17 protein-coding genes are annotated in these 20,641 nt (G+C 46.3%); 6 read left to right on the top strand and 11 right to left on the bottom strand.

All coding sequences use genetic code 11. The annotated features are described in order from the left end of the window. Nucleotides 1-3 precede the first annotated feature (3 nt). A complete protein-coding gene (locus ICN20_RS10340) occupies nt 4-3,519 on the bottom strand; it encodes a UvrD-helicase domain-containing protein (RefSeq protein ID WP_370624536.1) in 3,516 nt (1,171 codons plus the stop codon). Next, nucleotides 3,516-6,521 carry a PD-(D/E)XK nuclease family protein gene (locus tag ICN20_RS07625; protein WP_216239261.1) on the bottom strand — a complete coding sequence of 1,002 codons (3,006 nt, stop codon included), beginning with the start codon at nt 6,519-6,521 and terminating at the stop codon, nt 3,516-3,518. The genes ICN20_RS10340 and ICN20_RS07625 overlap by 4 nt, the downstream gene beginning before the upstream one ends. Before the next feature lie 107 nt (nt 6,522-6,628). Between ICN20_RS07625 and trxA the strand changes: the two genes are divergently transcribed. The 5 genes from trxA (at nt 6,629) to ICN20_RS07600 (ending at nt 12,217) form a co-directional block, all read left to right on the top strand. Then, nucleotides 6,629-6,955 (top strand): thioredoxin TrxA, encoded by a 327-nt coding sequence (trxA, locus tag ICN20_RS07620; protein WP_068948270.1) that lies wholly within the window; start codon nt 6,629-6,631, stop codon nt 6,953-6,955. A 248-nt stretch (nt 6,956-7,203) separates the two neighbouring features. Next, nucleotides 7,204-8,466, top strand: a complete 1,263-nt coding sequence (rho, locus tag ICN20_RS07615; protein WP_011903147.1) for a transcription termination factor Rho — start codon at nt 7,204-7,206, stop codon at nt 8,464-8,466. 200 nt (nt 8,467-8,666) lie between these two features. Further along, complete coding sequence (locus tag ICN20_RS07610) at nt 8,667-9,014, top strand: type B 50S ribosomal protein L31 (RefSeq protein WP_215361427.1); 348 nt, start codon at nt 8,667-8,669, stop codon at nt 9,012-9,014. Nucleotides 9,015-9,103: 89 nt separating this feature from the next. After that, complete coding sequence (locus ICN20_RS07605) at nt 9,104-10,822, top strand: glycosyltransferase family 39 protein (protein WP_216239260.1); 1,719 nt, start codon at nt 9,104-9,106, stop codon at nt 10,820-10,822. A 3-nt stretch (nt 10,823-10,825) separates the two neighbouring features. Beyond that, nucleotides 10,826-12,217, top strand: coding sequence for an MATE family efflux transporter (locus ICN20_RS07600; RefSeq protein ID WP_216239258.1), 1,392 nt, complete (start codon nt 10,826-10,828; stop codon nt 12,215-12,217). Between the two features lie 23 nt (nt 12,218-12,240). On the opposite strand, the gene ICN20_RS07595 is transcribed toward ICN20_RS07600, so the two are convergent. The 7 genes from ICN20_RS07595 to ICN20_RS07565 all read right to left on the bottom strand — a co-directional run bounded on the left by ICN20_RS07595 (nt 12,241) and on the right by ICN20_RS07565 (nt 17,994). After that, nucleotides 12,241-13,284 (bottom strand): hypothetical protein, encoded by a 1,044-nt coding sequence (locus ICN20_RS07595; RefSeq protein ID WP_216239256.1) that lies wholly within the window; start codon nt 13,282-13,284, stop codon nt 12,241-12,243. Between the two features lie 35 nt (nt 13,285-13,319). Continuing rightward, nucleotides 13,320-13,910: a penicillin-binding protein activator LpoB gene (gene lpoB / locus ICN20_RS07590; protein ID WP_216240372.1), complete on the bottom strand. Its 591-nt coding sequence runs from the start codon at nt 13,908-13,910 to the stop codon at nt 13,320-13,322. 57 nt (nt 13,911-13,967) lie between these two features. Further along, entirely contained in the window at nt 13,968-14,324 is a 357-nt protein-coding gene (locus tag ICN20_RS07585; protein ID WP_216239255.1) for a YcfL family protein, read from the bottom strand. Between the two features lie 11 nt (nt 14,325-14,335). Continuing rightward, nucleotides 14,336-16,033 (bottom strand): COG3014 family protein, encoded by a 1,698-nt coding sequence (locus ICN20_RS07580; RefSeq protein ID WP_255534687.1) that lies wholly within the window; start codon nt 16,031-16,033, stop codon nt 14,336-14,338. A 203-nt stretch (nt 16,034-16,236) separates the two neighbouring features. Beyond that, nucleotides 16,237-17,232 carry a tripartite tricarboxylate transporter substrate binding protein gene (locus tag ICN20_RS07575; RefSeq protein ID WP_216239254.1) on the bottom strand — a complete coding sequence of 332 codons (996 nt, stop codon included), beginning with the start codon at nt 17,230-17,232 and terminating at the stop codon, nt 16,237-16,239. A gap of 33 nt (nt 17,233-17,265) precedes the next feature. After that, nucleotides 17,266-17,829 carry a disulfide bond formation protein B gene (locus tag ICN20_RS07570; protein ID WP_216239253.1) on the bottom strand — a complete coding sequence of 188 codons (564 nt, stop codon included), beginning with the start codon at nt 17,827-17,829 and terminating at the stop codon, nt 17,266-17,268. Nucleotides 17,830-17,835: 6 nt separating this feature from the next. After that, nucleotides 17,836-17,994 carry a DUF5993 family protein gene (locus ICN20_RS07565; protein WP_216239252.1) on the bottom strand — a complete coding sequence of 53 codons (159 nt, stop codon included), beginning with the start codon at nt 17,992-17,994 and terminating at the stop codon, nt 17,836-17,838. An 87-nt stretch (nt 17,995-18,081) separates the two neighbouring features. On the opposite strand from ICN20_RS07565, the gene ICN20_RS07560 reads away from it, so the two are divergent. Further along, nucleotides 18,082-18,861, top strand: coding sequence for an enoyl-CoA hydratase/isomerase family protein (locus ICN20_RS07560; RefSeq protein WP_216239251.1), 780 nt, complete (start codon nt 18,082-18,084; stop codon nt 18,859-18,861). Nucleotides 18,862-18,869: 8 nt separating this feature from the next. Here ICN20_RS07560 and ICN20_RS07555 read toward each other — a convergent pair whose 3' ends face one another. Further along, nucleotides 18,870-19,937 carry an alpha/beta fold hydrolase gene (locus tag ICN20_RS07555; RefSeq protein ID WP_216239250.1) on the bottom strand — a complete coding sequence of 356 codons (1,068 nt, stop codon included), beginning with the start codon at nt 19,935-19,937 and terminating at the stop codon, nt 18,870-18,872. Then, nucleotides 19,938-20,630, bottom strand: coding sequence for a fumarylacetoacetate hydrolase family protein (locus ICN20_RS07550; RefSeq protein ID WP_216239249.1), 693 nt, complete (start codon nt 20,628-20,630; stop codon nt 19,938-19,940). Nucleotides 20,631-20,641 lie beyond the last annotated feature (11 nt).

Raw genomic sequence — 20,641 nt, 5'->3', positions numbered from 1 at the left:
AGCTTACTTCACCTCCACTATTTCACCTTTAGACGAGATCAAATATGCTTTATTCGGCTTGTCTTTTCTAATGCGGGTTAACTCAGCCTGATAGCCCTGTAACTGCTTGCGATACTTTTCATACTTCTCACTACCCGAATGCGGGATGGTGAGTTTGTAATCCAGTATTGCCAAGTGATCATCAAACTCAACTAAGCGGTCCATGCGGTAGCTTTTACCCTCCTCACTAGCAATATCTAACTCATTCCATGCCTGAAGCCATTCACCTGAAGTGAGGTAAGGCTTGAGATCTGCAGCTTCTAGCACTGTCTTGGCACGAGCAAGTAATGTTTTCGCATGCTCCTGCTCCAGACCGAGCCAATTCATGAGCTCTTGCTCACTTGGCATTGCAGACTTAGTTGGATTATTGGAATCCGTTGTTAAGAATTCTAGTAATTTATGGAAGTTGGTGCCTTCCTCTAAAATTTCTGGATCAAGCTCTTCTTGTTCTTGCTCCAAAGACTTTTCTGCGAGCTCTTGCGCTAGTGCCCCACTTTCGATCTTAGAAAGATTTTCTTGGTGATGCGCCGTAGCCTGATCCCATGCAATATTGAAGTGATCTATTTTGAATGGGATACTTCCTAACTCAAGTTTGATATTAGCTTGTTGCGTAGAGGTATCCACAAGGGCGCTGATATCTGCTACCGGAATACCTGCAGCCAGTGCCCTACCGAACCATGAGCGCTCATTGATACCCGTCTTACTACTGCTAGCTGCGCCGCTCATCCATAGACCCTGTTTAGCTCTAGTCATAGCAACGTAGAGCAAGTTCCAATTTTCATTCTGGCTAACTTCATTCTCTTTATCGAAAATAGTATTGCGCTCACCCGTAAGAGTCTTCTTTGTATACAGGGAAAGATGGGTTGGGCTAGCCTGGTCTGGAGACCAGTCCAATAGGACGCCGCGATGTGGCGCACGCCACTCCGTATTATTAGCATCAAGCACAATGACAAAAGGCGACTCCAATCCTTTGGCGCCATGAATAGTCATTAAGCGTACACGCTTATGCCTATCTTCATCCGACATTTCGCCCGACTCATCCACTTCACCAATATCTTCAGTAGCCTCAGCCTCTGCCTCAACATCACCTTCATCGGGTGTCTCATCATCTTCGCCACGACGCATTGCATTCATGTCATCGATGAAGCGACTTAAGCTTGGATAGCGACCGCCATCTTGATTTAAGGCGAGTTCTAAAAATGCATCCAGGTTTGCTAAGACTTGTGCTCGCGCAAGATTCTGCGCGGCAACAGCATAATTCACCCGCAAATTACTCTCGTGGTAAATCAAATCCAGTAAGTCATGCACCGGTAGCGCCTCGCCTAGACTACGCCAATGCTCTAAGTAACGCGCGGCCCTCTGAATATCTGGACTCTGACTATCCTGCAATGCATCCCACCAAGAGCGATAACCTTGTCCACTACTGCCAATGCTCTTACTAAGCTCCTGCATCTGCGCCTCAGTAAAAGCAAAGATTGGACTACGCAATACTTGAGCTAATGGCAAATCGTGTCTCGGGGAAACTAGGACGGTCAGCAATGCAATTAAGTCGTCAATTTCTAAAGTATTTAGGAGGCCACCTAGGCGGGTGCTGTCATATGCAAGCCCTGCTTCACGTAAAGCTCTCTCAAACTGCGGCAAATATTTACGCCGCTTGACTAATAAGATGAAATCACTCGCCCTTGCTGGACGCCAATTCTCTTTACCCTCTTTGTTATCCATCACTTGGCGCGTTGCCATGACGTGATGAATTAAGCGACTGATTTGCCTGCCCTCTTCATAGCGCTGCTGGACATCGCTTGTTTGATTGGAGTCCTTAATCGCCGCATCTAACGCTGTACCGCATCGCTCTGGCTGCTCACTTTCTACTCGTTCAATTAGTGGCAATAAATAGGCCTCACCCTCGGATGCATAAAGCTCTACTGGCAAGCCCTCCTGCAAAGGCTTCCACGCAGTTGTTTGCCGGGTGTATTGATAACTCTCTGGCAAATGACCTGCCAAGAACAGCTGATTAACCGCATCATTAATTGTTGGCGCATTTCGACGGGTTTTATTTTGAGACAAAGCTGCGGCATTGAGTTTGTTAACCAAGAACTCTCTAGCGCTATCAAAGAGCCTTGGGTCAGCGCGGCGGAAACGATAAATCGATTGCTTAGGATCACCCACAATAAAGACGCTTGGCATCGAACTATCATCGCCATAACCATCTAACCATGCGCGCAAGATTTGCCATTGCAATGGATTGGTGTCCTGAAACTCATCAATGAGGATATGTTTGTACTTGGCATCTATACGGGCTTGCAAATAAGAAGCATTGACAGAGCTTGACATCAGCTGACTTACGCCAATTTCCAGATCATCAAAGTCACGCACTCGCATAGATTCTTTGGCTTTTTCCATATGACTTAGCATTGCCTCACTCATAGCCAGCCAAGCCTCATTAAGATCATGAATCAGGTGCTCGCCTTGCCAAGCAAAAAAAGACTGGTAGGCCTGTACCCAACCATTCCGAATGCCTGTAATTTGCCTAGGATCACCGCCCGATTTTTCGAGATATTTGAGTATAGGAGCAGAAGTTTTGGCAATATCTGCCAAGGGGTTGCGGGACTGAGTCAGAAAATAGGATTGGAATTTCTCAGAAATATCCATCACTGATCCGCCTGCTGCATGATGCGCTATCACCTCCTCAAGAAAAGGGGCTTTCTCTTTTTGTGTTGGTGTGCCATTGTCAAAACACTTATGGAGCGTTTTAAGATTTTCTTGGGTTTCAGGGCGCGCCCAAAATACCTCTAGTGGATTTTTCTGTTTCAGGCACGGCAAAACCCTATCTAAATAATCAATTGGCTTGATGTTTTTAGAGACACAGGCCTCACGAAAGAATGTCCATGCACCCCTTTGCTTAAAGAGACTGTAGTTACCCATCAAAAACTTTTGGGTTTCACTTGCACCAAACTCGGCCAGTAATACGTCATAGTGTTTTTTTAAATCTTCAGGTAGATTGCCCCACCAATCTTCCATGCATTCTTCTTGCAGGCGCTTTGCATCCTCTCGCAGATTAAAGCCCGGTTGAATCTCTGCTGATACAGGCGCGGCGCCGAGCAAACGTCCAAACCAGCCGTGGAAAGTATCAATCACAATAGCCTGTGGGCTCGATAAGACCTTGATATACAAAGCCCTGGCCTGAGGCAGCAACTGCACTGCCTCTTCTTTTGCTAGCCCCCTAATTTCTAGTTCACGTATGAGCGTTGCATCATCGGCCGTTGAAAACGCTTCGAGCAAGCCGTAGAGACGGTCACGCATTTCTTGTGCAGCCTTACGCGTAAAAGTCAGCGCCAAGATTTCCTGAGGCTTAGCACCTGCCAGCAATAACCTAATCATGCGAGCTACCAATAACCAGGTTTTGCCACTACCCGCGCAAGCAGAAACTATGACCGATCTTTCAGGATTGCAAGCTAAGGGGTAATTGAACTCTTCGCTCACCACATCCCCTTTCTACAAATGCCCCTAGCTTCGCAATATTGGCAAACGCTATCAGGTGCAAATGCTTGCATGGGCTTACGCGCCCAAAGCTCACTTAAATCATTCACAATCTGCTCGGAAAATTGCTCCATCATATTTGGCATATCTTCCACTGCATGAACTCGAATACTTTTATCCTCAGCCTTATCAAGATCTGCTTTGAGTGTCACCCACTCAGCCTGATCTATCCTACGCCCTGGGAGGCGGGCGGCGATGGCATTTTCATTGGCTGCGCGAGCATAGATTAAAAGCTGTGGATCATCCAAAATATTCTCGGCGCGATCCACGATCTTTTTTCTCTTTTGATTCTTGTAATCAATCACTGCAGCTGCTGTGCCATCAGATTGATGAATATCAAATCGGTCAGCGCGCCCAGCAATCTGAATCTCATGCTCCAAACCATCGGGATCACTCAAGCTCAATCTAAAGCCAACAGTCAACTCAGCATCGTGATAACGCCAACCTTCGTTTTCTCTGTGCAACTGCCAATCAATGAAGCTAGGGATCTGCTTCTGCCAATCTCTCAAGGTCCCTAGCACTCTTGCATCACCAGCAATTAGGCGCTCGAACTCTTGTTCTGAACACTTCATAAGGTGATCAATCATCCACTGGCGACGTACTTCGGCACCTCGATGAACTGGAGAATGGGGCTTTCCTTCCTCAGTCTTGAGGGCTTGGAAAAAAGTTTTGAGAAGGGCATGTAATGTCTGGCCTGCTAAGGAGGCATCAAAACCTTCTTCGAATTCCTTTGCCTTACGCAAACCCAATAAGCTACTCACGTAATACCGATAAGGGCAATCTCGCAAAGCCTTATAAGCACTGGGCGATACCGTTACGGGAATAGCTAAATCTTTATCTGGGGTGCTCACTGACATCTGTATTGGCTGTGATTGACCCTCATAGACTTCTGGCTTTACATCAATTGCCCGCCAGTCTTTTAATTGAATTTGCAGTCGCAAAATCCAAGCCGATGGTCTAAGAGGCTCGCCGCTCTTACTTTTGCTTTGCCATAGCAGATCAACGTGCTTACAAGACACTAGCAATTGGGAGAGATCTCTAGCCTGCTGTACGTATTGAGCATCAATCGTGGAGGACTTGAGGTAACGATTTAGCGTGTCCGAGAAAAATAATGGCGGTTCTGAGAATGCGGGGAGCTGTTGCTCATCGCATCCAACAAACACTACCGCATCAAACTGACGTAAGCGCGTAGAGCTAAGCGGCAAAATACTGAGTGTTGCCTGCGCCTCTTTACCAGCTTCTTCATAGGTCGCTTCTTCAATAACGGTTTTTAATAGGCTCAACCATTCTGGTAGGCGCATCTTGACATCTTTATAGACGCCAGCACCAAGATCAAAAGTCTTCAGCACTTCTAAGAGTTGTTTGCCTGCAGCATCCTTCTCTAAGCGCCCTGCCATCCCTGTTTCTATAAGATTTTTTTGCAAAAGCCCATAAGCGCTAGTGCTATCTACCGATAGTTGCTGCCAGAAAGCATGCAAACGCCTAATGAACTTAATCAGATCAATTAAATGCTCGTTAGGAGATCCGCCGTTAGCTGCTGCGTGCTTGTTCGCCCGCTCAATAGCCATGATGAAAGTTTCCCAGCCTGACTTCGCTTGACTAGCAATCAATATATCTTCAAGCTGAGCAACTAGCCCGATACATAACTCCGCTGGTTTATCAAGGCAGTGGGCAAGATCAATATAAGGATTCTGTAAAAACTCCAGCAAAGTGCTGGCGCTGGGCCCTTCTTTGGGAGCGCGAATAACTTCAAGCCAACTATCAAAAGCTGCTGCTGCTCTGGTAGTAGAAAGCTTCCAACCTGTTTCGTCACGAATACGAAGCGAACTACCCAGGCGACTAAGCAATGCTCGCGCCCTACGGGCCGCCAAACGATCTTGCGCAACCAAGGCTATATTTTTCTTGCCGGCAATAAGATGGGACTCTATAGATTTAGTGGCAGTCCAAGCCAATTCTTCAAAACGCCTTGCGGCCAATAGACGCCAGCCCTCGCGTTGATTCATCTGAATATTGTGAATCACTTGAGATTCTTCTGCGGGATTGGCGTGAGCTATATGACCATTTGAATCAAGCCCACAAAGCGCCTCCGGCCATAATGCGACTGATTCCCAATCTAAGTCTACGCGCAGCACTGGCGCGAACTGAGCGTAATCAATGAGGTATTGATCAATTAATTCTTGATCAATAGGTTTGGGGTCTGCAGTTTGCACCCAGATAAATGGACGCGTCATGCTGCGATCATTTTTTGCATTTGTCTTTGCAAGATGCATATGCGCAGCCATCGCCAAATGCTTGCGAATAATAGGATCGCCTACGCCAGTGAGATAGCGCCAGAAAGTTAATAGGACCGCTGACTCTTCATCCACAATATTGCGTGAGAGACCTACATATGCTTTTGCAATAGCCTGATCTAAAACGAGCTCTACTTTTTTAAGCCAAATATCGACATCAAATGAATGGGTCTGTAGCAATTCATTGAGCTCGCCTTGTAATTGCGGAACCACGACTTCAGATAATGAGTCACATGCGTCAATAACAGCCTGTGCCAATCCCCAAGCCCCTGCTTCACTTTCTGCTTTGAACCACGTTTGCAAAGTTTTGTGTTTGCGTAAATTCACAAACACGGATAACCATCTCTCTAAATCCGTTTGCTTCTTTGGGAACTTCCATGCACCAGGCGCAGCTTCTAACCAATCCGTAAAACTGATTACCTGAGGTAAAAATGCGATATTGCTTGGCAGATCTTTTGGTCGGTTTTGCTCCAAAGCCGCTCTCACCCCGATTAATGGTCCCGCTGTACTCAGCACCACCAGGGGGCGCCGATTGGTTTGCACTGCACAATCCCAGATCCCTTTTGCCAATTGGGCAAGCGCGCCAGCATTGGGCGTAATCGCCCACTGTTGCGGCTGCTTTAGATCAGAAAGGGAGGGAAACGGCTTGGACATGAATGAGGTAATTTATCTATTTTGAGCAGAACGTTCCGCTTATTGCTAATATAAGCGTTGTAACGCAATAACTAAATACGCTAAATAAGTCTAAATAAGGAATTTTCATGTCTGCCGGCATTAAATATGTAACTGACGCCTCTTTCGAACAAGACGTCCTCAAGTCCGATAAACCTGTTCTGCTCGATTTTTGGGCTGAGTGGTGCGGTCCTTGCAAAATGATTGGTCCAATCCTAGAAGAGCTCTCTGGTGAGTACGGCGACAAGCTACAGATCGCAAAAATGAACGTGGATGAAAACCAAGGTGTTCCTGCCCAGTTCAATATTCGCGGCATTCCAACCCTGATTCTCTTCAAAAATGGCACAGTAGCTGCTCAAAAAGTAGGCGCTTTGGCCAAATCGCAGTTAACTGCATTCATTGATAGTCATCTGTAAATAGCCTCAAACCACAGGTTCACCAGTTGAGCCTGTGGCTTTTACCGGTCTAGAGGCTTGTCACACTGATTTTTTGGTGTAGTATTACTCAAACGCACTAATCAGTGCTCCGATTTTCAGCAATTTACCTCCCCCATCTTTTAGCAAAATCCCAAATTCTGTTTTTCCACATCTGCGTGATCTAAATCAGCGCAGCGATACCCCAAAACAAATTCCCATATTCATATTTATCAACACCCGAGAACCACATGCAATTAACTGAACTCAAAGTCCTCCACGTATCCGCTCTGCTCGAAATGGCAGCTAGCTTGGAGATTGAAAATACTCAACGGATGCGCAAACAAGAATTAATGTTTGCCATTCTGAAAAAACGTGCGAAGGCTGGTGAAACTGTTTTCGGTGACGGCACCTTGGAAGTATTGCCTGATGGCTTTGGCTTCTTGCGCTCCCCTGAGGCCTCTTACATGGCTTCTCCTGACGATATTTATATCTCCCCTGCGCAGATTCGCCGCTTTAACTTACACACTGGTGACAGCGTTGAAGGTGAAGTACGTACCCCTAAAGATGGCGAGCGTTACTTTGCATTAGTCAAAGTAGACAAGATCAACGGTTTGGCTCCTGAGGCCCTCAAGAACCGCATCATGTTCGAGAACTTAACGCCATTACACCCAAATCGTGTAATCAGCTTAGAGCGTGATATCAAGGCCGAAGAGAACCTTACTGGCCGCATCATCGACATGATCTCCCCGATTGGTTACGGCCAACGTGGCTTGATCGTGGCTTCACCAAAATCCGGTAAGACCGTGATGATGCAGCACATTGCCCACGCAATTGCGGCCAACAACCCTGAAGCGATTTTGATTGTGTTGCTCGTAGATGAGCGCCCTGAAGAAGTTACCGAGATGCAACGCTCTGTTCGTGGTGAAGTCGTTGCCTCTACTTTTGATGAGCCAGCAGTGCGTCACGTTCAAGTTGCAGAGATGGTAATTGAAAAAGCCAAGCGTTTAGTAGAGATGGGCAAAGATGTCATCATCTTGCTTGACTCGATTACTCGCCTTGCACGTGCATACAACACAGTCGTTCCTTCCTCAGGCAAAGTACTCTCTGGTGGTGTGGATGCCAATGCATTGCAACGTCCAAAACGTTTCTTCGGTGCCGCTCGTAATATTGAAGAAGGTGGCTCATTAACCATCATCGCCACTGCTTTGATTGAAACCGGTAGTCGTATGGATGACCTCATTTATGAAGAGTTCAAAGGCACCGGCAATATGGAAGTCCATCTTGAGCGTCGCTTGGCTGAACGTCGTGTGTACCCTTCTATTAACCTCAATAAGTCTGGCACCCGTCGTGAAGAGCTCTTGGTTAAAGCCGAGAACCTCCAGAAGATCTGGGTATTGCGTAAATTGCTGGCAGATATGGACGATATCGAGGCAATGAACTTCATCGTAGACAAGCTCAAATCCACCAAAAACAATGGTGAATTCTTCGACTTGATGCGTCGCGGAGGCTAATTTAGGCGCCCCTAGAGGGCATCTAAATCGGGATTTACTGCAAATGGGGGCTTTTTAGCCCCTTTTGCACACCTAAACAGCGCTTTGTTGTTGATTTCATGGCATAATTTCTCTTTTGCTACATCTGTGGCTGCTTTTAAAACCTGGGAAAGTATTTCAGTCAATTTGGCTAAAACGGCTACCCGCTCATAGGACTCAACATGAAACCTGGCATTCACCCCGAATATCGCGAAATCGTCTTTGTAGACGTTTCCAATAACTTCAGCTTCAAGACTCGCTCCACTATGTCTACTAAAGAGACAATCAAGTGGGAAGATGGCAATGAATATCCATTGGCCAAGATCGAGACTTCATCTGAATCACACCCTTTCTACACTGGTACCCAGAAAATCATGGATACAGCTGGTCGTGTTGAGAAATTCCGTCAGAAATTCGGTACTAAAGCTGTTGCTAAAGCTACCGGTGATGGCGCCGCTAAAACAGCTGAGAAAAAAGCTGCTGCTGCAGAAGCTAAAGCTGCTGAAAAGCCAGCTAAGAAGAAGGCTTAAACCACTTCTATTCGCGGGGTATGTTAAATACCTGCTCTGCGAGATAATCAAGGCAGCGTTTGCTGCCTTTTTTATTTTGAACTTCACCCATGGTCAAACTTACTGCTGCCGCCACTAAATCCATTCCGCGCATTGTTATTTTTGCGTTGACCTTGATTTATGGTTTTGCTGGCCTCTTCTTTCGGGATCCCTGGAAGAATGAAGACGCGATTGGCTTTGGTGGTATGTGGGCCCTCTTTCGCGGTAACTCGATTGACTGGGTTGTTCCGCACCTGGCCGGCCGCGACATCTCACTTGGCACACCACTGCCATATTGGATGGGTGCCACATTAATTAAATGGTTTGGCCCATTCATTGGCGCTGCTAATGCAGCACGTTTATATGCAGCCATTTGCTTCTTCGCTGCCGCATTGGCAATTTGGTATGCAACCTATTTATTAGGGCGCCGTCGCGAAGTCCAGCCAATGGCATTGGCTGTTGGCGGTCAGCCAGACCTAAAGAGTTACGGCATGACCTTGGCAGATGGTGCGCTACTGATCTTCTTGGCATGTGTGGGTCTTGCTCAGCGAGCTCATGAAACTACTCCCATGATGGCGCAGCTCATGGGTATCAGTATTGTTCTTTACGGCACAGTTCGTGGTTTAGATAAGCCGTGGCAAGGTGGTTTATGGACTGGTCTTGGGATCGCTATTGTGGCGCTATCCTCCAACCTCACACTCAGCCTAATCATCGTGACCTCCACCATCATTGCAGTGATCGCTAGCAATGCCAAGTTGCGCTTTCGGTGGACGCTGACGAGTACTGTTCTAGGTTTAATTGGTTTTGCGATTTGGCCTCTTATTTGGTATGTATCCGATCTACCCGTGCAATGGCGACACATTGCCGAAGAAGGTTGGCGCAATATGCCAGAAATGCGCGCCACCCCATCAATCGAATCATTGGGTTTCTTAAGTGTGAACTTTTGGGCATACGCTTGGCCCGTCTGGCCACTCGCGATTGTTTCGCTCGCACACTGGGGTCGCGTTAAGGAAGCAGGTGCATGGCGCGCTCCACACCTAGCCATCCCATTAAGTTTATTTATTGGCAGCTTAATTTATGTTCTGTTCCGCTTAGAGGCAAATGAACACGACTTAATGATCTTGATTCCAAGTCTTTCGATCATTGCTGCATTTAGCTTACCTGTACTTAAGCGCAGTGTGATTAGCTTTATTGATTGGTTTGCGATGTTCAGCTTCACGCTGATTGCCTTGGCTATTTGGATTATTTGGTTAGCAAAAGTGACTGGCTATCCAGAGACTACTGCGGCAAATATTGCGCGCTTACTCCCAGGTTTCGAAAGTCAATTCAATGTATTGGGATTCATCGTTGCACTAGCGATTACCGGTATATGGTTGGCGGTAGTGCGCTGGAGAACTTCTCGCGCTCCTAAAGAAATTTGGCGCTGCCTCATCATCTCAGCATCGGGCACTACATTGATGTGGGTATTGCTCATGAGCTTATGGCTACCAACTATTAACTTTGCGAAAACCTATCGCCATGTATCTGCACGCTTGGCTCAAGTAATCCCGTCAGGTGGGGGCTGCATCAATACTAGCAACTTAGGCTTTGCCCAGCTGGCCTCTTTTGAGTACTTCTCTAAACTCAACTTACGCGATGATCCTAATTGCCCTTGGATGCTGACACATAGCCAATCAGAAGCAAAAGCATACGCACAGCTAAATAATAAAAAACTGACCCTGCTGTGGGAAGACCGTCGCGCAGCTGATCGTGATGAGCGCCTGCGCCTCTACGAAGTTATCCCAGAATAAATCGTGCTGCACTTTAAATTATCGCGTCTACGCGAGGATATCCCCTCTTTACTAAAGCTAGCTGGACCTTTATTAATTGGTCAGCTCGCTGTTATTGCCTTTGGCGTGCTAGATACCGCTATGACTGCACGCTATTCTGCCGAGGATCTTGCTGCGCTTGCAATGGCTTCAGCCATCTTCATTAGTATTTACGTTGGCTTAACAGGAGTGATCTCGGCTCTAGCGCCAATCGCCGGCCAACTCTTTGGTGCCAAGCGCTTTGGAGAAATCGGCGAGGAAGTTAGACAAGCAACGTGGCTTGCTTTAGGACTCACTGTATTGGGCTGCTTTATTTTGCTCAATGCCGATCGCTTGCTAGCCATCTCACAAGTGAGTGATGTTATCGAAGGCAAAGCGAAGTTATATCTCAATATCTTAGCAATCGGTTTACCAGCCAGCATGGCAATGCGTGTATTAATGGCGCTGCATAACGCTGTCTCGCGCCCCACTGTTATTACAGTAGTTCAGATTATTGGTTTAGCGCTAAAGCTTCCCCTGAACCTACTCTTTATTTATGGTGGCTTTGGCATCGAGGGTATGGGCGGCCCAGGATGCGCTGTTGCCACCGTCATCATTAACTGGTCTTGGCTGTTAATGACTCTTGGCTTTGTGATGTTTGATCGCTTTTACAGGCCATTTAAGATCTTTGCCCGCTTTAGCGCACCTGATTGGCACCGTATCTGGACATTGCTCAAGCTAGGCGCACCCATCGGCTTTAGTTACTTAATTGAAGTGACCTCGTTCACTTTTATGTCTTTGTTTATTGCTCGCCTCGGAACTACAGCACTAGCTGGTCATCAAATTGTGGCTAATATGGGCACTGTCATTTATATGGTTCCCCTATCACTCTCCATTGCAACCATGACTTTAGTGTCGCAATCGATTGGCGCCAATAAACCCGAGCGCGCAGAAGAGATTGGTTGGTCGTCTGTATTTTTTACAACGGCACTTTGCATCAGTATCGGTATCGCCGTCTGGATATTCAGAATTCAATTACTTGATTTGTACGATCCGCCAGCAGAGGTAAAAGCATTTTCTATTCCTCTGTTTTTGTTTATTGCTTTTTACCAAGTCTTTGATGCCCTGCAAATCACTGCAGCATTTATTCTGCGGGCCTATCGTATTGCGTTTTTACCTATGGTGATTTATGCCGGCTCACTCTGGGGCGTAGGCCTTGGTGGCGGCTACCTGATGGGCTTTAATGTACTGGGCAATACACCTGCATTCTTACAAGGTGCCAATGGCTTTTGGGCTGGTAATAGCTTAAGCCTAGGCTTAGCTGCGTGCTTCTTGCTCTACCTCTTTAGAAGAACGGCGGAGCGCCATGAGAAAACGCATCCGCCTGTAGAGGTTTGATCCAAACTACTTGCTAGTTTTGGTTACTTATACACCTTCAATGTAGATGCATCGTCATCTAGGCGTCTTTTGAGATTACGCATCTGCCCTGCTGAGCCAGGATTGTTGGTAATAAAGTTTTGATCAGCTAAGTGCTTGCGAACATCTTCTGCTAAATCTAAAGAGGCCAACTTCATCAGCTTTGCCATGCTCGGCTTATGCGCCGTATCTCTGCCATCAATTTGGACATCTTTACCTTCTCCTGATGCTACAAAGGAGGCAACAATTTGAGTGGTTTTGGTATCGACGATATTAAAGTCCACCGTTACTTCGAGGGTGACCTGTTGCGAGGTAGATTTAGTTCCAGGAATATCCGCGACATTATCGACACTAGAGATTTCAGCTAAAACGCCATACAACACATAATCAGCATCGCCAAAATCGCCAGCCTTAATGCGCTTCACGATATCAAAGTACTCGTCGCCTTGGTTAGGGACTGCAGGCGTAGATTTAGCCTGTACCACTTTATAACCAGACTTAATGAGTAAGCCACGAATCGGGTTGGCTAGATAGCGCAACTCACCATACTCATTATTGCTTTGATAGCCTGACTTCTTCATGCTTTGGGTATTGGCACTTGTAGTGCTATTACTCGGCGTTGTGGCATCCACTGCGGGTGTAGGAGGTGATGCTGTGCCGGGGCTAGCTGTCTTTGGATCCGATAAATCAGTGAACTTCACTGGAAACGCAGAAGAATTTGCACCGCCGGTAATGGCAGAAGCATTGGCCTTATCGGCATCAATCTCAATTGTCTTAGGCGTAATCGTAGATGAAATACTGTTATCAGTTGTTACCCTTGTTTCTTCAATATACGTTAAGTTCTTACCTTCTTTTTTAAAGTAGATATCTGTAACAGCGATTGATTTGGAATCCGCCTTCAGTGCTTCTGCACTAATCACGGGGTTCTTTGGCGGATCTGCTGGCACTTGACCCACCATTACAGACTCCACTGGTGCAGGTGGCTTAGAAGCACACCCAACCAAGAAAAGGAGACTCACACCTGCACTAGCTAATAAGATTTTTTTCATGTATTGCTCAATTCTTTATGGTGTTGAGTAGCGTATTAGCGTGTAGCAGTCTTACGAATCTCTTTTTCATCAGCCCACTCGAGTAAGCCAGATTCATTATTGATGAGGTTCAAATTAAAGACGTAATACACATCTTTAACATCCTTGGTGCTCTTCACAATGGATGCAATCGATCCCTCGATGCGATATTGCGCACCTTGCATATTGCCAGTCTTGGCAATCGTGCTGTTCTTATATAGTCCTGACTGGTTCTGCCGCTTGAGCTCATCAGTTTGGTTTTGCATTTCAGTAATACTGACCGCAAACCGTACTTGGCCACTCTTCATCAGTTGCGTACGGATCTTATCGGTAATAACGCGGGTATCGATATATTCAGAAGTCTTGTTCTTGACATCCGCCAGCGTCACAATCGGCGCATCCTTACTTCCAGAAATCGCTTTTGATTGCAGCAGTGATCTCGTCATTGACTCGGCAATCATCTGCAGATCTGTAGATCCATAGTTGGCATTCACTGTTTCAACAGCTTTAGCATCGCCATAACGAACTTGTGGACCAGAGCAAGCTGAAAGAGCTGCTACTGATAATGCAATGGCAGATAAGCGAATAGTTTTGGTGTTCATGATCATCCTTAATATGCTCAAATTCATTTGTATATTAAATAGCAATTTAATCTTTGTTGATATTTACTTGTATTGGTTTAACTCGAAGCGAAAGTCGGTAGCGTCTGGCGTTGGGGCAATACCCATGATAACGGTCGACTGCCCCTTCCCTACTGTCACAGGCTTCCATGCCTCTTCATCTGTCACAGTCATGCCATTCTTACCAAGCCACTTGAATCGATAAGAAACGAGATTCGATTTACTGTCATTTTGAATGGTCACTTGCGCAGTCAGCACACCATTGCGCACTAGACTTCGCATATCTGTAATTTGAATGCTATCCGTATCACCCATACGCACCGTCATATCTTTCATCGATGGGGTTGAGCTGCACGCTACTAAAGCAAGTGCGGTCATTAGGATTGCAAAGTATTTTTTCATCTGGATATTTCCTAATTAAAAAGCTGCTGAAAGCTATTCAGCAGATTGGGTGGCTCGTAAGGCTTTGCCTCTTCTATATTACTGCTAGCAGGACTCTTGCTGGGGTCGGGATTGGGGTTAGAGACCGGGACAATCTGTATCGCCGCCGGCACTACTGGGGCAGGCTCGACAGCTTGAGGATCCTGAAAACCTCCCCATAACTTCTTGAAGCCCGCAAAAGCACCTTCAGGGGGCCTGGACTCTAGGGTGGTAGGTAAGACGCTTGTGGCTTGAGCAGGCATCGGATTGCCGGCTACTGGGATGACAGCTGTGGGAGCCGATGGCACTGGAGCCTTAGGTGGAAGTGCGGCCGGATCATTCGAAGTAAGTACAGTTGCTCGATTTCTGAACATCCGGATATAAACCACGTTATAGCCCCCTACTAAATTGACTGTCTGCGAAGCTGTCACTCCAGAGGGCAAAGTGTATTTGAGTACAGTAGGCCCTATTGGCAAACCCATTCTGGTCATATAGGTCTGCGCAGGCAAAGTTGACCAGTGGCGCACATCGGTCACATTAATTGCTTGCAGGGTGTAACCCGTAATCATTCCGGCAATAGCGCCAATGAGAGCTGCGTTGCCATTGTTTTGGCTATTCTGATTCCTTCTATTGGCTGCTTGTTGTGCCGCGCGATCTGCAGCGTATTGAGCGGCTAAGGAAACTAATGCTCTAGAGGAAGCTCTTAAAACATAGGCCGGCATTTCATCGCGTAAGTTCTTGCGAGCCATAGCATCGATGTTTGCTACCAGCTCGGGGCTGGCAACCCGATCACCTAACTGAATCATGGTAGGCCTAAAACGTTCTGTAGACCTTTCAATGACTGGAAAAGTTAAAGTGATTAATTTTGGATTACCGCTTATAGGAAAAGATTGGCTGATTTGATAAGGAATAATTTTAGGCATGTATCCCGTATCAATAATGATCAAAGTATCAGCAAAGGATTTTTTACTCTGATTTGCAATATTGGAGTCAAGCTTAGCAATACTGGTTTTAAAGAAATTTACCTGGGGTCTTAACTCAATTGCCAGGCGATATCCTGGAGCAGCCAGGCTAGCCTCCCCTTGAGACTCATGAATAAAACCTGATAGGTAATACGCACCGGGGTTCTGATAAGAATTCTTGAGGCTACGTGTTTCTTCATCGTCCAATAAATTAATGGGGTAGCCACTGATATTTTGAATACGGCTTGTGGCACCCTGAGTATTGGGATTATTTTGTTGCTCACGCTCCACTTGGGATACGGCAGCAACCTGACTTTGGATCAATTCTTCAATGACTTTCTCACGCTGCGCCATTTTTTTGGCTTCCACCATAGCGTCATTCCATCGACCTTGAGAGATATGATTTAACGCCAGGGTCTGACTCAACATACTCACTTCATAAGGCTTGGGATCGTACTCGCTGCTAAAGCCTTCAGACAGAACATAGGAGCTGGCTCCTGAAAAAGAGCGCCTCAACCTGTCGCTAGTAGTCACCTCCCAACGACTAACCAATTGATCTGCTGCCAGTAAGTTTTGTGTGCTACTTGGAATCTGAGTGGGGCCTTGTAATCTTTGGACCTCACCCATCTCCATGTAGTACAAAGTGTTCTTATCTTTAAATGCCCCCTGAATAGCGGCTGCTGTGTTTTGCAGATCACCATTCTTAAACTGCTCCTTTGACTCATTCATTTTGATTTGCTGGGTTTGCGTAGCGCAACCCACCAACAAGCAAGCCACTAAAGTCGTCCCGAATTTAGAAAAGTCTAATGCTGAAAATTTAGGCAAATTTAGAGGTTTGGAAATGAGATAAAGAGTGGAAAGTGATTTCAAGCAAATAGTTCTCATATCTATAACGCTTGAAAATAGGCTGGGGCTGACAAGAAAATCCGTTGTTACTCTAATTTAGCACCCGATTGCTGCACTACCCTACCCCATTTGCTTGCTTCGCTAGCAATCAGCCTAGATAGGTCTTTCGGACTGCCTGGAGCCGGATCTAAGCCGCTAGCCAAAAGTCGTGACTTGACCTCTGGGTTGCTAAGGGTTTGATGCACCATCTGATTGAGGCGTTTTTGAATATTGGGCGGTAGATTTGCAGGTGCCATTAAAGAAAACCAGGAGATCGCCTCAAAACCAGTTAGACCTTGCTCGGCTAAAGTCGGAATTTCAGGGGCAGCACGTGAACGCTTCAAGGTGGTGACCCCCAAAGCCTGAACCTCCCCAGCTTTAATCAGGGCTAAAGAAGAGGAAAGGTTATCAAACAACATTGAGATGCGGCCACTCAGAAGGTCGGGCAATGATTGTGCTCGCCCTTTATACGGAATATGTCGAATCTGCACGCCTGCCATTTCTTTAAATAATTCACCAGACATATGCAGCGAAGTGCCGACACCGGATGAACCAAAAGTGAATTGGCCAGGCTTTGCTTTTGCAAGTTCAATTAACTCATGGAGATTGGTGACGCCTAATTTTTTATTAACGATCAATACATTCGGCGTGCTGGCTAAAAAACTAATGGGTGTGAAATCCTTCACGGGGTCAAAAGACATCTTTTCATAAAGCGCGCCATTAATTGCATGAATGCCCACCGTACCAATCAGCAAGGTATAACCATCAGGCTCACTCTTGGCAACTAGATCAGCGCCAATATTGCCACCATATCCAGGGCGATTCTCAACTAGTACCGGCACACCTAAACTTTGTTGCCAGCTTTCCGCCAAAACACGTGCCAGGATATCGGGGGCACCACCAGGGGTAAAAGTAACAATAATGCGTATGGCTTGCTTGGGCCAGGCATTACTTTTCTGGGTAACTTGTGCATGAGCCGAGATCCCAATAGACCACATGACGGCTGCAATGAAGAAGCTCTTCAGAACTTTGGAGAATGGCATATTAAAACTCAGAGCTAGACCAAGTGGTCTAGATTAAAAGCCAAAGCGAGAGCGTAGCCACAACCAGCCCTCATACTTCACTGGATCATCAGCGCAGGGGCCAATGCCACACTCTAGAAGTGTAGACACAAGATTGCCGAAAACCAAAAGAATGAAAGCAATGATCAAGATATTTGCAAACCAAGAGCGTGAGCGGACTTCGCGATTGGGCAGCATTAAGAGAATTGCCAGACCCATTAATAGTCCTGTGTAACCAACATATGCCCAGGTATAGAAATGTAACTCTAAAAATGTTTTTCCAAATCCCTTGTCACCCGGCAGAATGTGTAAGAACACCTGACGGAGAGAAACCATCATGCCCACTAGGCCGCCAATGATGCCCCATCCGTAGTGAGAAGAGTGAGCACCGCAACGAATATTCAAAACCAATGCAAAACCAATAATCACGAACCCAATGCGTTGCATTAGGCATAGAGGGCAAGGTAACTCGCCAAAATAAAGCTGATCTACAAATGCATAAGAAAGCATGCCAACAACAGCCAACAATGCCAGTTGATTGCCTAGCGCTGCTAATGAAGGGGGAGAATTTCTACTCACGATCAATTACAAGCTGATATTGAGATGGTCGGTTGCATGAACCCGGAACCAAAGTAACAGGATGCCGACAGTAATGGCCAAAACTATCAAACCCGCAAGACGTTTTTCAAACCAGACTAAAACAAGTCCGATAAAAGCCGTCAGAAAAGGGAGAAACATATACATGAGATTATTCTAGCGCAGGACTATCCCGATAGGGGTAATTCTGTAAATGCAGAGCCCAGAGAAAGGTCTTTTGTTTAGAATGGGTCTATGAACATAAGCTCTACCACGCCCTGTATCGATTTAGACATCGATGGAAAGATTGCCAGGGTGACATTCAATAACCCTGCTGCTCGTAATGCCCTGACCTGGCCAATGTACGAAGAGCTCAAAAAGATCTGCGACTCACTAGCAAGCAATTCCGAGGTTCGGGTAGTTATTTTTAGAGGGGCCGGAGATAAGGCATTTGTTTCGGGGAGCGATATTCAACAGTTTGTGGATCTTCAAAAGGATGAGGCTTATGAAATAGCTGTTGATCAGATCTTTGCTTCTTTGCAGCAATTGCCCATGCCAACCATTGCCATGATTGAAGGTTTAGCTGTAGGTAGTGGACTTTTAATGGCGACTGCTTGCGACTTTCGTATCTCAACTAAGGATGCTCGTTTCGGCATACCAGTAGCCAAGACTTTGGGAAACTGTTTATCACCAAGCAATCTATCCTGGCTTGCAGCTCACCTCGGAATTCCAACGGTCAAAAAAATGCTGCTGACAGCGGAACTTATTAAAGCGCCAGAATTATTAGAGTCTGGCTACCTTTATGAAACAGCAGAGGCGACAGATCTTCAGGTTGCCGTTAATATACTTGCGCAGAAGTTAGCAGCTCTAGCACCCATCACTCAAAAAGCCAGCAAACTGACTCTAGCGCGTTTACTTCAAAGCAATCTTCCAGACTGCACTGAGCTCATGCGTGAGACCTACAATAGCAAAGACTTCAGAGAAGGTGTGAGCGCCTTTCTAGAGGGTCGCTCGCCAAAGTGGGCTGGGGAATAAACCCAACCCTAACTCTTGGAGTTTAAGAACTCCACTGCGATTTTCACAAACTGATCGGGCACCTCAACATGGGGTACATGACCGACGTTATCAATGGGGACAAGCTTTGCATTTGGTATAGCCGCTTGCGCCTTCTTACCTAGCTCAGGAAAATTACCTAAGGTCTTTACAGCTTCAGGCGGTGCAAAGCGTCTACCAAATACCGTACGGTCTTTTTGACCGATGACCAATAAGACCGGCATTTTCAACTGTGGCAAATCATTTACCACTGGCTTTTCAGCAATCATTTGATACGTTAAAACAGATGTCTTTGCATAAGCTGGATAGTCGGAGCCTTTTTGAACGCGTACATAAACCTCCACGAACTTTTCATAGCTCGGTTGCCAGCTTGGAAAATACGTTTGCAGGAAACGGCGATAAGTCGTTTCTGTTTGGGCCATCTCTAGCTTCAGTAAATCATCATTTTTCTGCGGAGGAATATCTTTACTGTAATCCTCCAGACCTAATGGATTCTCAAGTATGAGCTTTTGCACAGTCTGTGGGTAGAGACGAGCAAAGCGTATGCCCACCATGCCGCCCATTGAATTGGCAATCACTGAAACTCGCGCAATATTGAGAGACTTCAACAAAGCTTGTGTGTTGGCAGCTAAATCATCGAAGTGATATTCAACATCTGGCTTAGAGGATTTACCAAAGCCAATCTGGTCAGGTGCTATAACCCGATAACCAGCCTTTGAAAGACCTGCAATTGTTGGCGCCCAATAATCACTGGAAAAATTCTTTCCATGAAACAACAGCACAACACCCTTTGGCTTACCGAGTGCAGCGACATCCATATACATCATGCTGGCTGGCTGCCCTTGTAAAGAAGTCTTAAATTCTTTTACGGGGTATGGGTAAGGCCATTTACTTAAGCGCAAATCCAAAGGACTTGCATTGGCATAAAGACTTGCTGAGGGAGTTGAAGCTACTTGCTCGGAGCTAGCACAGGAAACTAAGAGAATAGGTACGGCAATCGCAGCACCTATCAACGCTAATCTCTGAAACAGACTCCCGATAGCAACCCTATTTTGCATTTAGCTAATTTTGGTCTTTAAGTTTGGTAAGCCAGCAACGCTACCTTCAAGTACGTCACCCTTTTTCACAGGACCCACTCCTGCTGGAGTGCCCGAGAAAATCAAATCACCCGGCTCTAAGGTAAATAAGGTTGATAGATAAGCGATTGTGTCTGGAACATTCCAGATCAACTGATTGAGGTCGCCCTCTTGACGAACTTCCCCATTCACTAATAGCTTAACGGCGCCCTTAGCAGGATGACCACATTGAGCCACTGGAGTAATCTCACCACAGGGTGCAGATTGATCAAACGCCTTGCCTGTATCCCAAGGACGTCCCATCTTTTTCGCTTCACCCTGAAGATCACGTCTAGTCATATCTAAACCCACCCCATAACCATAGACATGATCTAGAGCCTTATCAGCAGCAATATTTGCACCACCCTTACCAATCGCAACAACCATTTCAATTTCGTGATGTACATCGCTAGATAGATTTGGGTATGCCATATCTTTACCATCCGTGACAATCGAATTAGCGGGCTTCATAAAAAAGAATGGCGGCTCACGATCGGGATCATGACCCATCTCACGCGCATGATCTGCATAGTTACGTCCCACGCAGTAAATGCGATTAACGGCAAAGCGACGGCTATCGCCGGTTACCGGCAGCGAAATAACTGCTGGTGGATCAATCACAAATGCTGAAGACATAAAAAACCTTT

The sequence above is a fragment of the Polynucleobacter sp. JS-Polo-80-F4 genome (assembly GCF_018881965.1).
Classification (GTDB): domain Bacteria; phylum Pseudomonadota; class Gammaproteobacteria; order Burkholderiales; family Burkholderiaceae; genus Polynucleobacter.
This window is presented reverse-complemented; position numbering and strand designations above follow the sequence as displayed.

What these genes read in the sequence shown, in the direction of transcription:
- ICN20_RS07625 (WP_216239261.1), bottom strand. Translation starts at nt 6,521, where the DNA reads ATGTCCAAGCCGTTTCCCTCCCTTTCTGATCTAAAGCAGCCGCAACAG.
- trxA (WP_068948270.1), top strand. Translation starts at nt 6,629, where the DNA reads ATGTCTGCCGGCATTAAATATGTAACTGACGCCTCTTTCGAACAAGAC.
- rho (WP_011903147.1), top strand. Translation starts at nt 7,204, where the DNA reads ATGCAATTAACTGAACTCAAAGTCCTCCACGTATCCGCTCTGCTCGAA.
- ICN20_RS07610 (WP_215361427.1), top strand. Translation starts at nt 8,667, where the DNA reads ATGAAACCTGGCATTCACCCCGAATATCGCGAAATCGTCTTTGTAGAC.
- ICN20_RS07605 (WP_216239260.1), top strand. Translation starts at nt 9,104, where the DNA reads ATGGTCAAACTTACTGCTGCCGCCACTAAATCCATTCCGCGCATTGTT.
- ICN20_RS07595 (WP_216239256.1), bottom strand. Translation starts at nt 13,284, where the DNA reads ATGAAAAAAATCTTATTAGCTAGTGCAGGTGTGAGTCTCCTTTTCTTG.
- lpoB (WP_216240372.1), bottom strand. Translation starts at nt 13,910, where the DNA reads ATGATCATGAACACCAAAACTATTCGCTTATCTGCCATTGCATTATCA.
- ICN20_RS07585 (WP_216239255.1), bottom strand. Translation starts at nt 14,324, where the DNA reads ATGAAAAAATACTTTGCAATCCTAATGACCGCACTTGCTTTAGTAGCG.
- ICN20_RS07580 (WP_255534687.1), bottom strand. Translation starts at nt 16,033, where the DNA reads ATGAATGAGTCAAAGGAGCAGTTTAAGAATGGTGATCTGCAAAACACA.
- ICN20_RS07575 (WP_216239254.1), bottom strand. Translation starts at nt 17,232, where the DNA reads ATGCCATTCTCCAAAGTTCTGAAGAGCTTCTTCATTGCAGCCGTCATG.
- ICN20_RS07565 (WP_216239252.1), bottom strand. Translation starts at nt 17,994, where the DNA reads ATGTATATGTTTCTCCCTTTTCTGACGGCTTTTATCGGACTTGTTTTA.
- ICN20_RS07560 (WP_216239251.1), top strand. Translation starts at nt 18,082, where the DNA reads ATGAACATAAGCTCTACCACGCCCTGTATCGATTTAGACATCGATGGA.
- ICN20_RS07555 (WP_216239250.1), bottom strand. Translation starts at nt 19,937, where the DNA reads ATGCAAAATAGGGTTGCTATCGGGAGTCTGTTTCAGAGATTAGCGTTG.
- ICN20_RS07550 (WP_216239249.1), bottom strand. Translation starts at nt 20,630, where the DNA reads ATGTCTTCAGCATTTGTGATTGATCCACCAGCAGTTATTTCGCTGCCG.